This window comes from Mesorhizobium sp. M0802, assembly GCF_040320115.1.
GTDB lineage: Bacteria > Pseudomonadota > Alphaproteobacteria > Rhizobiales > Rhizobiaceae > Mesorhizobium.
Genome location: NZ_JAMYOY010000002.1, coordinates 263,392 through 274,953 on the forward strand (window position 1 = coordinate 263,392; position 11,562 = coordinate 274,953).

The 11,562-nt window shown below is 62.7% G+C and carries 11 protein-coding genes; 1 reads left to right on the forward strand and 10 read right to left on the reverse strand.

Annotation, left to right across the window (positions count from 1 at the left end; translation table 11 throughout):
• Nucleotides 1-14: 14 nt before the first annotated feature.
• From corA to rimP, 7 genes are all read right to left on the reverse strand, one after another.
• Complete coding sequence (gene corA / locus NKI10_RS04505) at nt 15-1,109, reverse strand: magnesium/cobalt transporter CorA (RefSeq protein ID WP_023818823.1); 1,095 nt, start codon at nt 1,107-1,109, stop codon at nt 15-17.
• 44 nt (nt 1,110-1,153) lie between these two features.
• Nucleotides 1,154-2,125 carry a tRNA pseudouridine(55) synthase TruB gene (gene truB / locus NKI10_RS04510; RefSeq protein WP_352858863.1) on the reverse strand — a complete coding sequence of 324 codons (972 nt, stop codon included), beginning with the start codon at nt 2,123-2,125 and terminating at the stop codon, nt 1,154-1,156.
• Nucleotides 2,125-2,544 carry a 30S ribosome-binding factor RbfA gene (gene rbfA / locus NKI10_RS04515; RefSeq protein ID WP_023669558.1) on the reverse strand — a complete coding sequence of 140 codons (420 nt, stop codon included), beginning with the start codon at nt 2,542-2,544 and terminating at the stop codon, nt 2,125-2,127. The genes truB and rbfA overlap by 1 nt, the downstream gene beginning before the upstream one ends.
• A 170-nt stretch (nt 2,545-2,714) precedes the next feature.
• Nucleotides 2,715-5,279 carry a translation initiation factor IF-2 gene (infB, locus tag NKI10_RS04520; RefSeq protein ID WP_023669557.1) on the reverse strand — a complete coding sequence of 855 codons (2,565 nt, stop codon included), beginning with the start codon at nt 5,277-5,279 and terminating at the stop codon, nt 2,715-2,717.
• Nucleotides 5,276-5,926, reverse strand: a complete 651-nt coding sequence (locus tag NKI10_RS04525) for an RNA-binding protein (RefSeq protein WP_023669556.1) — start codon at nt 5,924-5,926, stop codon at nt 5,276-5,278. The genes infB and NKI10_RS04525 overlap by 4 nt, the downstream gene beginning before the upstream one ends.
• Before the next feature lie 38 nt (nt 5,927-5,964).
• Nucleotides 5,965-7,560 carry a transcription termination factor NusA gene (gene nusA, locus NKI10_RS04530; RefSeq protein WP_023669555.1) on the reverse strand — a complete coding sequence of 532 codons (1,596 nt, stop codon included), beginning with the start codon at nt 7,558-7,560 and terminating at the stop codon, nt 5,965-5,967.
• A 47-nt stretch (nt 7,561-7,607) separates the two neighbouring features.
• Nucleotides 7,608-8,252 (reverse strand): ribosome maturation factor RimP, encoded by a 645-nt coding sequence (gene rimP / locus NKI10_RS04535; protein WP_352858865.1) that lies wholly within the window; start codon nt 8,250-8,252, stop codon nt 7,608-7,610.
• A 335-nt stretch (nt 8,253-8,587) separates the two neighbouring features.
• On the opposite strand from rimP, the gene NKI10_RS04540 reads away from it, so the two are divergent.
• The gene (locus NKI10_RS04540) at nt 8,588-8,752 is read left to right on the forward strand and encodes a hypothetical protein (RefSeq protein ID WP_352858866.1); all 165 of its coding nucleotides are present in this window, start codon (nt 8,588-8,590) and stop codon (nt 8,750-8,752) included.
• Between the two features lie 42 nt (nt 8,753-8,794).
• Here NKI10_RS04540 and trmB read toward each other — a convergent pair whose 3' ends face one another.
• From trmB to NKI10_RS04555, 3 genes are all read right to left on the reverse strand, one after another.
• Complete coding sequence (trmB, locus tag NKI10_RS04545; protein ID WP_023669552.1) at nt 8,795-9,496, reverse strand: tRNA (guanine(46)-N(7))-methyltransferase TrmB; 702 nt, start codon at nt 9,494-9,496, stop codon at nt 8,795-8,797.
• Between the two features lie 138 nt (nt 9,497-9,634).
• Nucleotides 9,635-10,900 carry a methionine adenosyltransferase gene (gene metK, locus NKI10_RS04550; RefSeq protein WP_023669551.1) on the reverse strand — a complete coding sequence of 422 codons (1,266 nt, stop codon included), beginning with the start codon at nt 10,898-10,900 and terminating at the stop codon, nt 9,635-9,637.
• Between the two features lie 217 nt (nt 10,901-11,117).
• The gene (locus NKI10_RS04555) at nt 11,118-11,537 is read right to left on the reverse strand and encodes a helix-turn-helix domain-containing protein (protein WP_023669550.1); all 420 of its coding nucleotides are present in this window, start codon (nt 11,535-11,537) and stop codon (nt 11,118-11,120) included.
• Nucleotides 11,538-11,562: the final 25 nt, after the last annotated feature.

Sequence of the window (11,562 nt, forward strand, 5' to 3'; positions counted from 1 at the left end):
CTGACACCGAAACCTTACAGCCACTTCTTGCTTTTGAAGAAGACGATCAGCCCGACAGCAACGGCCAGCATGAACAGCAGCGAAGCCGGGTAGCCATAGTAGGCTTTCAGTTCCGGCATGTTCCACGGCGAGATATCGGGATCGAAATTCATCCCCCAGATACCGACCAGGAAGGTTAGCGGCATGAAGATCACCGAGACGATGGTGAGATAAGAGATGACGTCGTTGGTGCGCGCCTGGCTCAGCGACAAATGCATTTCGATCAAGCCGGTCAGCATATCACGCTGGTTCTCGACCAGCTCGATCAGCCGCAATGCGTGGTCGAGCGTGTCGTTGAAGAAGATTTTCGTCTCCGGCTTCACATAGGGCACGTCGTTGCGGATCAGCGTCGCCAGCGCGTCGCGCATCGGCCACAGCACGCCCTTGAGCACATTGGCGTCGCGCCGCAATTCGTGCAGCTGGCGCATCTGATGCTTGTGAGGCGTGTTGAGCATCTCGTCCTCGATGCCATCGACCTCCTCGCTAGCGGCCTCAATCGGCGGAAAATAGCTGTCGACGATGGAATCGATGAGCGCATAGGCCAGATAGTCGGCGCCGCGCATCCGCAAGCGGTTGGGCAACGCTGCGGCGATGCGCTTGCGCACGGGGTCGAACGGATCGCCTTCGCGCTCCTGGAAGGTGACGACGAATTTCTTGCCGAAGAACACCGCGATCTGCTCATAGCGATGCACCTTGACGTCGTCGATCATGCGCATGACGACGAAGGCGTGGTCCTCGAAGAAGTCGACCTTCGGCCGCTGGCCGGTGTTGACGACATCTTCCAGAGCCAGTGGATGCAGGTTGAAGATCCGGCCGATCTCCTCGATCAGCTGGATGTTGGCGAGACCGGTGCAGTCCAGCCAGACGACCGGCCAATTGTCGCAATGGGTGTTGAGATCGTCGATGCTGGCATCGTTGATGGTCTTGAATTTTTCAGGCGAAATCAGCGTCAGCCGCAGCTCGGACCGTCGCGCCGCCGGATCGGCGATCAGCGTGCCGGGCGAGGCGCCAACCGGCGGCCGGCGCGTTGTCACCGGCGCCCGCTTCTTCACCGCCTCAGCCTTTGCCATGTGCCCCTCGGATGTGACGTCGACGTAAGACTAGACGAGAGTGGTCAGCCGACAAAGACCCGCTTCGGCTTGAACATGCCTTGCTCGATGGCGCCGATGGCGACAAGCTTGCCGCGCGCGGTGGCGCAGGCTTCCTCGGCTTCCACGGGCGCGTCGCGGCCGCGGATGATGACGGGATTGCCAAGGCGGATCTTGGTCGCCGCTTCGTCGCTGATGGCGATCTGGGGCAGGCAGTCGAGCGCGGCGGCCGTGTCGACAAGCAGCGCATCGATGGCGCCGAAATCGATTGGCAGATCGGCGGCATCGGCGTCGCCCTCTTTGTCAGCTTCGCGCTGTTCGCCGAAACGGGCGGCTTCCAGTTCGGCGACGGTGACGAAATCCTCCTGGGTGAACGGCTCGACCTCGACCCTGCGCAATTCGGCGATGTGGCCGAAGCAGCCGAGGTCGCGGCCCATGTCGCGGGCCAGCGAGCGCACATAGGTGCCTTTGCCGCATTCGACCTCGAACGAAGTGTGGTCGGCAGCGTGCTCGACGATGTCCAGACGGCCGATCTCGATCTCGCGCGCGGGGATGTCGACTGTCTCGCCCCCACGGGCGAGATCGTAGGCGCGTTCGCCTGATATCTTGATGGCCGAGAATTGCGGCGGTGTCTGCATGATGACGCCGGTGTAGTTCGGCAGCAGCGCCCTGACATCGTTTTCCGCCGGACGGCGGTCGGAACTTTGCGTCACCGGGCCTTCGAGATCGTCGGTCGAACGCTCCTCGCCCCAGGCGACGGTGAACCGGTAGATTTTGGCGCCGTCCTGCACATAAGGCACGGTCTTGGTTGCCTCGCCGAGCGCGATCGGCAGCATGCCGGAGGCCAGCGGGTCGAGCGTGCCGGCATGGCCGGCCTTTTCTGCCTGGAAAAGCCATTTGATCTTGGAGACGGCTTCGGTCGAACCCATGCCAACCGGCTTGTCCAGCACCACCCAGCCGGAGATCGGCCGTCCCTTCTTCTTGCCGCGGCGCCCCACTATTTCTCGTCCTTGTCGTTGTCTTCGCCATCGGCACCCAAGTCTCGCGCGACTTCGGGCGATTTCAGCAAATCGTTGATCCTGGCGAAATTGTCGAAGGACGTATCGAGCTTGAAGCGGAACTCCGGCATGAACTTCATCTGGCGGAGCGCGCCGGAGACGCGGCCACGGACGAACTTCGCATGCTTGTTGAGCGCGTCGATGACCGCACCCGTGTCCTTGGCGCCGAGCGGCGAAACGAAGGCCGTTGCGACCCTCAGATCAGTGGACATGCGCACTTCCGAGACCGAAACCACGGTGTTCTCGATCAGCGGGTCGATAATCTCGCCGCGCTGCAAGGTTTCCGACAGCGCATGGCGCACCTGTTCGGCGACGCGAAGCATGCGCTGGGATGGGCTGGAGGCGGTTGGACGGGGCATTTTTCTCAATCCGGAAAGCGTGAGGCGCGGGATGGGACCGTGCCGCCATGTCTCATATTTGTTCTATGCATGTCGTTGTCCCAAAACCGCTACGCACTTTTGGCGACAGGCATTAAAGTTAGGGCGGCGGTCTTTCGACCACCGCCCGGTCGTATCGATAGTATACGAACTCAGAGCGTCCGGGTCACCATCTCGACGCGGAAGCACTCGATGATGTCGCCGACGCGCATGTCCTCGTAGTTCTGGAACGCCATGCCGCATTCCTGGCCGCCCGGAACTTCCGCGACTTCATCCTTGAAGCGCTTGAGGGTCTTCAGCGTACCTTCATGGATGACGACGTTGTCGCGGATCAGGCGCACGCCCGCTCCACGCTCGACCTTGCCTTCGGTGACACGGCAGCCGGCGATCTTGCCGACCTTGGTGATGTCGAAGATCTCGAGGATCTCGGCATTGCCAATGAAGGTCTCTCGGCGTTCCGGCGACAGCAGGCCGGAAAGTGCTGCCTTCACATCATCGACGAGGTTGTAGATGATCGAGTAGTAGCGGATTTCGATGCCCGCGGCCGCCGCGGCCGCACGTGCCTGCACGTTGGCACGGACGTTGAAGCCGATGATCGCGGCCCCCGAGGTCTCCGCCAGCGACACGTCGCTTTCGGTGATGGCGCCGGCGCCGGCATGAACGATGCGCGCACGCACCTCGTCGGTGCCAAGCTTGTCGAGAGCGGCGTTGATCGCCTCGATCGAACCCTGCACGTCGCCCTTGATGACCAGCGGGAATTCCTTCAACCCGCTTGTCTGCAGCTGCGACATCATCTGTTCGAGCGAGCCGCGCTGGCCGGCATGGCGAGCCACTGCCTTCTCGCGCGCCAGACGCTGGCGATATTCGGTGATCTCGCGGGCGCGGGCCTCGTTGTTGACGACAGCGAAGCGGTCCCCGGCTTGCGGCGTGCCCTGCAGGCCAAGCACCTCGACCGGCATTGCCGGCGGAGCCTCCTTGATCTGCTCGCCACGGTCATTGACCAGCGCGCGCACCCGGCCCCATTCGTTGCCGGCGACGAGGATGTCGCCCGGCATCAAAGTGCCGGTCTGCACCAGTACGGTGGCGACGGGGCCACGGCCCTTGTCCAGCTGGGCTTCGATGACCACGCCCTCGGCGGTACGGTCCGGATTGGCCTTGAGGTCGAGGATTTCGGCCTGCAGCAGGATCGCTTCCAACAGCTTGTCGAGGTTGGTGCCCTTGGTCGCCGACACTTCGACGTCCAGCACTTCACCGCCCATCGATTCGACGAACACCTCATGGCGCAGCAGTTCGGACCGCACCTTCTGCGGATCGGCATCATGCTTGTCGATCTTGTTGATCGCCACGATGATCGGAACGCCGGCCGCCTTGGCATGGCTGATCGATTCGATGGTCTGCGGCATGACGCTGTCGTCGGCCGCCACCACCAGGATGGCGATGTCGGTTGCCTGAGCGCCACGGGCGCGCATCGCCGTGAAGGCGGCGTGACCGGGCGTGTCGATGAAGGTGATCTTCTGCCCGTTCTTCTCGACCTGGTAGGCGCCGATATGCTGGGTGATGCCGCCGGCTTCGCCGGAGACGACATTGGCATTGCGGATGGCGTCGAGCAGCGAGGTCTTGCCGTGGTCGACATGGCCCATGATGGTCACGACAGGCGGCCGCGACACCAGGTCCTCGGCATTGTCGGCAATGTTGAACAGGCCTTCCTCGATGTCGGACTCGGCGACGCGGCGGACCGTGTGGCCGAATTCGGTGGCGACCAGCTCGGCCGTGTCGGCGTCGATGATGTCGCCCGGCTTCAGGATCTGGCCCTGCTTCATGAAGTACTTGACCACATCGACGGCGCGCTCGGACATGCGCTGCGCCAGTTCCTGGATGGTGATGGTTTCAGGCAGGATCACTTCGCGCATAACCTTCTCGCGCGGCTCATTGTGCATCGCGCGCTTGAATTTTTCCTGGCGGCGACGCATCGACGACAGCGAGCGGGCGCGCGCGTCCTCGTCGGAAAGAGCCGTGTTGAGGGTCAGCTTGCCGCGACGACGGTCTTCCTCGGCCTTGGTCGGCTTGGCCGGGCGCGCCACTTCGGGCGTAACCGGACGGCGTACCGGGGCGCCGGCGGCGGTGCGCTTCGGCTTGACCTCTTCCTCGTCGTCCGATGCCACAAGCTCGGCAGCCTGCGGCGCGCGGCGGCGCGCTTCTTCCTCGGCGCGGCGGCGGGACTCGGCCTCGGTCTGCAGGCGGGCTTCTTCCTCGGCCTGACGGCGCGCGGATTCCTCGCGCTCGCGCTTGCGGCGTTCCTCATCCTCGTTGCGGCGCTTGGCCTCTTCGATGGCGCGTTGGCGGTCCTCGACGTCGCGAACCTTGGAGCCTTCGAGCGCCCTGCGGCGCGCTTCCATTTCATTGCGCGACAGTTCGTTCAGCACCATGCCGCCGCGTTCGGCCGGGGGCGGCGGAGGCGGCGCCTTGGGCGCTTCCTGCACGACGGGGGCTGCCACTACCGCGGGCTTGGGCGTAAATACGGGTGCAGCCACCGGCTCCGGCTTGTCGCCGGGCATGGAGAATTTGCGCTTCTTGATCTCGACCTGGACCTGCTTGGTGCGGCCATGCGAGAAATTCTGTCGCACGACGCTCTGCTCGGTACCGGGGCGCTTCAGCGTCAAGGTCTTCTTCGGTGTAACACTCAACGTCTTATCGTCGCCCGATTTCGTATCGCTCATTCCATATCCTCTGCAGCATCATCTTCGTCAGCAACGGCCGCAAGCATTGCCAGATCGTCGGGGGTTCCGCCCCGATATCGGTCGAGCGCAACCATGCGCCTCTCAACCGCCTTGCCCGCGTCTCCCGCGAGAACGGCAGCATGTATCACATTTGTACCCCCCAATGCCAAGCTCAACTCGGCCTCGGAGAAAAGTTTGTAGGCAAGGACTGCAGGCCCGCCGAGGTGGACAGTTGCCCGCCGCGCCTGACTGATCTTGCGCACGCCATCGTCGGATGCCTCGGTCGCGTGGAGCACGAAAAGCGCCAACCCCGAGCGCACCGCGCTCTCGACCTTGGTTGCGCCGAGTGCGATCGAGCCAGCCTTGCGGGCAAGGCCAAGCATACCCAAAGCGGATCGTGCAAGCAGTCCGTCGACCATGCCGCCGAGATCGGGCGGCACGACGACCTGCGCCTTGAAGGCGCGGGCAAACAGGTTCTTCGCCGCCGCCTTGTCGATATGTAGGCGGTCGGCGCTCACCCAACAACCACGGCCGGGCAGATTTCTCTTCAGGTCAGGAACGACGGCCGAATCCGGGCCGACGACGAAACGGATCAGCTCATCCGGCTCGGCTTGCTTGCGCGTGACGATGCAGGTGCGATCGTTCATCTCGTCCTGGGGCGGGTTGTGTGCGATGCGGTTTCACCTCACGCACCAACGGCTTCGTCAGCCGGGACCTGTTCGGCTGCAAGCTCGTCTTCGGTGATCCAGCCGGCCTTGAGGCGGGCTGCCAGAACCATCTGCTCGGCGTCGGCGCGCGACACGCCGTGATTGGCGAGCACACCCGGGAATACCTTGGTCTCGCCGTCCTTGCGTTCCTTCCAGCCGGTCAGGTCGTCGGCGGCATAGCCGGCGAAATCCTCGATCGTCTTCACGCCATCCTCGCCGAGCGTCACCATCATGGCGGTGGTGACGCCAGGGATCTCGCGCAGTTCGTCGGTGACGCCCAGCGCCTTGCGCTTGTCGTCATGCTCGGCTTCGATCTTCTCCAGATATTCGCGGGCGCGGGTCTGGATCTCCGAAGCGGTGTCTTCGTCGAAACCGTCGATCGAGGCGATCTCGCCCGAATCGACATAGGCAACTTCCTCGACGCTGGTGAAGCCTTCGGAGGCCAACACCTGGCCGACCATCTCGTCGACATCAAGGGCTTCCATGAACAGCGACGAGCGTTCGACGAATTCCTTCTGGCGGCGCTCGGACTCCTCGGCCTCGGTCAGGATGTCGATGTCCCAGCCGGTGAGCTGCGAGGCAAGACGCACGTTCTGGCCGCGACGGCCGATGGCCAGCGACAGCTGGTCGTCGGGAACCACCACTTCGATGCGCTCGGCATCCTCGTCGAGCACCACCTTGGCGACTTCCGCCGGCTGCAGCGCGTTGACGATGAAGGAGGCGGCCGAAGGCGACCACGGAATGATGTCGATCTTTTCGCCCTGCAATTCGCCGACCACGGCCTGGACGCGGCTGCCGCGCATACCGACGCAGGCGCCGACCGGATCGATCGACGAGTCACGCGAAATGACGGCGATCTTGGCGCGCGAGCCTGGGTCGCGGGCGACCGACTTGATCTCGATGATGCCGTCATAGATTTCCGGCACTTCCATGGTGAAGAGCTTGGCCATGAACTGCGGATGGGTGCGCGACAGGAATATCTGCGGGCCGCGCTGTTCGCGGCGCACGTCGTAGACATAGGCGCGGACGCGGTCGCCGTACTTGTAGTTTTCACGCGGGATCAGCTCGTCGCGGCGGATAATCGCCTCGCCACGGCCGAGATCGACGATGACGTTGCCATATTCGACGCGCTTGACGGTGCCGTTGACGATCTCGCCGATGCGGTCCTTGTATTCGTCATACTGGCGGTCGCGCTCGGCCTCGCGCACTTTCTGCACGATGACCTGCTTGGCTGACTGGGCGGCGATGCGGCCGAAATCCATTGGCGGCAGCTGTTCGGCGATGAAGTCGCCAAGCTGGGCGTCCGGATTGCGCTCGCGGGCCGAGGAAATGGCGATCTGGGTGGCGTAGTCGTCGACCTTCTCGACCACTTCCATCAGCCGCTGCAGCTTCATCTCGCCGGTGTTGGCGTTGATGTCGGCGCGGATGTTGGTTTCCTGGCCGTAGCGCGAGCGCGCGGCCTTCTGGATCGCATCAGCCATGGCGGCAATGACGATCGACTTGTCGATCGACTTTTCACGCGCCACCGCGTCGGCGATCTGCAGCAGTTCAAGTCTGTTGGCGCTTACAACCATCTTATTTCTCCCGAGCTTGTTGCCGAGCTTTTAGGCCCGGCCGCTCATCATAGTTCCTGTTCGATGTCGTCTTCCGCGCCGCCTTCAGCACCTTCGGGTACATCATCAGCTTCGCCGCGGCGTTTCTTGGCTTCCTTGCGTTCCCGGTTGTCCTTCGAAAGGGCATCGCGAATAAGGTCGTCGGTGAGGATCAGCCGCACATCGGCGATCGCGTCATAAGGAATGCGAACCGTCGGCTCTTCGCCGTAGGCGGCCTTGTCGCGCTCGATCAGCATGTCGTCTTCGCCGGCTTCGGCGATCTTGCCCTTGAAGCGCTTGCGGTCGGCGACCGGCACCGAGGTTTCCATCTTCACCAGATGGCCGGTCCAGGTGACGAAATCCGACTTGCGTACCAGCGGCCGGTCGATGCCCGGCGACGACACTTCGAGATGATAGGCCTTCTCGATCGGGTCATCGACGTCGAGCGCCGGCGACACAGCGCGGCTGACCTCTTCGCAATCCTCGACGGTCATGGTGCCGTCCTCGCGTTCGGCCATGATCTGCAGCGTCAGGCCGTTCTGGCCCGACAGATGCACCCGCACGAGGCGGAAGCCAATGCCTCGCAACACCGGCTGAACGATCAGCGCGATGCGCGCATCGATACCGCTTTCGCGGATGATGCGGTCGTCGGCTTCGCTTGCCGTTGCAGTCATGCGGTTCCTGTCGTTCTCTGGATCAGGATGATCGTCGTCCCGAACCATCTCTTTGCTGATGGCTGACCGGCAGGTAATAAAAAAGAGCGGGACCGGGTGGACCCACTCTTCGTCATACCGACCAAGAATTTGAGGTTGATATAGACGATCCCGGCCGGTGTTTCAAGTCTGTTGACGGGCCGGGCAGAGTGCAGCCGGGGACGGCTGGCAGGATTGCGCGCGGCGCATGCCGGCTATGCGGTAACGGCCCTGTGATCCCGGATTTCACATCCCTATCTATGTTGCACTGCACAAATCAAAGATGAGCGCGCGGTGGCGCGCGAAAGGTCAAGACAATGAGCAACCGTACCGTGTTTTCCGCCATAGGCGACGCCTATGCCCTGTTCGGCAGCGCCGTTGCCGCCTCGCGGGCCGTCGAAGCCGGCCGCAAGCCGCGCGCCAACGATCTGCGCCGGCTCGGCATGGACCCGACCGCTTTCGGCAAGATCGGCCGTTTCTGAAGCCAGACCGGCTGTCGATGCGGGACACTTTCCCGCATCGAACTATTTTCTGATGAAGGTGAGATAGGCCGGCCGTCGGCCCTCGCGAATGGCTTTTGCCTCGTAGCGTGTGCCCGGCCAGCCTTCATAGGGCCGATGCCAGTCGGCCCCATCTTGCACCTGCCAGAGGAGCGCGCCATGCGCCCGACAGTGCAACAAGGTCCAGTTCACATAGGTGTCGATGTCGGATGCGAAGCGGAATTTTCCGCCCGGCTTCAGCACGCGCGCGAACCGATCGAGGTTGAGCGGGCTGACAAAGCGCCGCTTCCAATGCTTTTTCTTCGGCCAGGGATCGGGGTAGAGCAGATCGATGCCGTCGAGCGACGCCTGCGGCAACCAATCGAGCAGGCGCGTGGCGTCGTCGTCATAAACGCGAAGATTGGCAAGCGGCTTTTCCCGCACCGCCATCATCAACTTGGCCATGCCGTTGACGAACGGCTCGACACCGATGAAGCCGGTCGCCGGTGCCTCCGTGGCACGGTGCAGCAGATGCTCACCGCCGCCGAAGCCGATTTCCAGCCGAACCGTTGAAACATCCGCTGAGAATAGCGCGCGCAATTCTGCCGGTGCCTGGACGGAGAGGTCGAGGCCATACGCTCCAAGACCGCTTTCCAGCGCCGCCGCCTGCTGCGGGCGAATGGTCTTGCCGTGCCGGCGGCCGAAGAACCCTTCGGTCGCGCGGCTCCGCCTGTCCTGTGGATCCATGGCCTGGTCGCGCGCCGCGCTTAGATTGAGATGAGATTTGGGATTGAGATGAGATTTGGCTGAAATCTCATCTCAATCTAATCCTTTGTTGGAGCATGATCTTTTCCAAAAAACCGGTACCACTTTTTGGAATCATGCCTAAGCAGCGATCGCGTCCTTGAGCGCCTTGGCCAGATCGGTCTTTTCCCAGGAGAAGGACCCGTCTCGGCCGGCCTTGCGGCCGAAATGGCCGTAGGACGAGGTCTTTGCGTAGATCGGCTTGTTGAGGTCGAGATGCCTGCGGATGCCGGATGGCGACAAATCCATCACCGTGCGCAGCGCTTCCTCGAGCTTGGCCTCGTCGACCTTGCCGGTGCCGTGCAGGTCGACATAGACCGACAGCGGCTGGGCAACGCCGATGGCGTAGGACAGCTGGATGGTGCAGCGGTCGGCGAGCTTGGCCGCCACTACATTTTTGGCGAGATAGCGCGCCGCATAGGCGGCGGAGCGGTCGACCTTGGTGGTGTCCTTGCCGGAGAAGGCGCCGCCGCCGTGCGGGGCAGCACCACCGTAGGTGTCGACGATGATCTTGCGGCCGGTCAGGCCGGCGTCGCCGTCCGGTCCACCGATGACGAACTTGCCCGTCGGGTTGATGTACCACATGCAATCGTCGGCGATCTTGAGGTCGCCGAGCGCCTCACGGATGTAAGGCTCAACGACCTTGCGGACCTTCTTGGAATCCCAGGTCGCGTCGAGATGCTGCGTCGACAGCACGATCTGCGTCGCTTCGGCGGCTTTGCCATCGACATAGCGAACGGTGACCTGGCTCTTGGCGTCGGGTCCGAGCTTGCCGGCTTCGCCGTTGTTTTCGTGACGGGCAGCGGCGAGCAGTTCGAGAATCTTGTGGCTGTAATAGATCGGCGCCGGCATCAGGTCCGGGGTCTCGCGGCAGGCATAGCCGAACATGATGCCCTGGTCGCCGGCACCCTCTTCGCCCTGGCGGTCGGCGGCGTTGTCGACTCCCTGGCCGATGTCGGGCGACTGGCCGTGCAGCAGAACCTCGATCTTTGCCGTCTTCCAGTGGAAGCCGGCCTGCTCGTAGCCGATTTCGCGGATCGCCTTGCGGGCGACCGACTTGAACTTGGCCGGGTTGACGACCGAATGCCCGGCGGCGTCCTTGAGGATGTTGCCGGCTTTGTCCCGCTTCAGCAGAGTATCGGGAACCCTTACTTCGCCGGCGATGACGACGCGGTTGGTGGTTGCGAGCGTCTCGCAGGCGACGCGGACTTTCCATGGGTCCATGCCGGTCTTCTTGGCCTCGCGATAGACCAGATCGACGATCTCGTCCGAGATGCGGTCACAGACTTTATCGGGATGACCCTCGGCCACGGATTCCGAGGTGAAGAAGTAGTTCTGCCGCGTCACGGGTGTCCCCTCTTGAAAAAACGATCGGCAGGGCTGCCGATTTGGCGCGCCACGTGTTAACGGTGCCGGGCGCCGCTCGTCAAGCGGTGCCGCGGTTCTGGCATGAGTGCCGCAGCAATATATCTTGTACCACCGGCGGCTTGGCGCCGCCGGCAGTCAAGCCTCTGGGCTACTCGGGCCCAGGGGATTACTGGGGCCAATGGGTCAATCGACCGAATCACTCGGCATCTTCGGCAGAAAGGGACTTCACAAGGTCGATAATCCGGCGGCGCACCTTCACATCCGCGATCTTGACGAACGCGCGGTTGAGCTGAAGCCCTTCCGGACTGCCGCAGAATTCGACGGCGAAAGCCATCGAAGTGTCCTCGGCAAATCCTCTATTACCCACCGGCTCCTGCCCTGGCGCATCCTCGAAAAAGAAGGCGACAGGCACGCTGAGTATCGAGGCTATTGCCTGCAGACGGCTGGCGCCGACGCGGTTCGTTCCTTTTTCATATTTTTGGATCTGCTGAAACGTAATACCGAGATTTTCACCAAGCTTTTCCTGGCTCATTCCAAGCATATTGCGCCGAAGGCGGACGCGACTTCCGACATGGATGTCGATCGGATTCGGTTTCTTCTTGTTTTCTTCTGTCATTTTTTCCTCGCCGAATTTTTCCGGC

Excerpts from the sequence above, each read along its gene's own strand:
- NKI10_RS04540 (WP_352858866.1), top strand. The coding sequence starts at position 8,588 with ATGAGCAACCGTACCGTGTTTTCCGCCATAGGCGACGCCTATGCCCTG.
- NKI10_RS04525 (WP_023669556.1), bottom strand. The coding sequence starts at position 5,926 with ATGAACGATCGCACCTGCATCGTCACGCGCAAGCAAGCCGAGCCGGAT.
- rimP (WP_352858865.1), bottom strand. The coding sequence starts at position 8,252 with ATGACTGCAACGGCAAGCGAAGCCGACGACCGCATCATCCGCGAAAGC.
- rbfA (WP_023669558.1), bottom strand. The coding sequence starts at position 2,544 with ATGCCCCGTCCAACCGCCTCCAGCCCATCCCAGCGCATGCTTCGCGTC.
- nusA (WP_023669555.1), bottom strand. The coding sequence starts at position 7,560 with ATGGTTGTAAGCGCCAACAGACTTGAACTGCTGCAGATCGCCGACGCG.
- infB (WP_023669557.1), bottom strand. The coding sequence starts at position 5,279 with ATGAGCGATACGAAATCGGGCGACGATAAGACGTTGAGTGTTACACCG.
- NKI10_RS04555 (WP_023669550.1), bottom strand. The coding sequence starts at position 11,537 with ATGACAGAAGAAAACAAGAAGAAACCGAATCCGATCGACATCCATGTC.
- trmB (WP_023669552.1), bottom strand. The coding sequence starts at position 9,496 with ATGGATCCACAGGACAGGCGGAGCCGCGCGACCGAAGGGTTCTTCGGC.
- corA (WP_023818823.1), bottom strand. The coding sequence starts at position 1,109 with ATGGCAAAGGCTGAGGCGGTGAAGAAGCGGGCGCCGGTGACAACGCGC.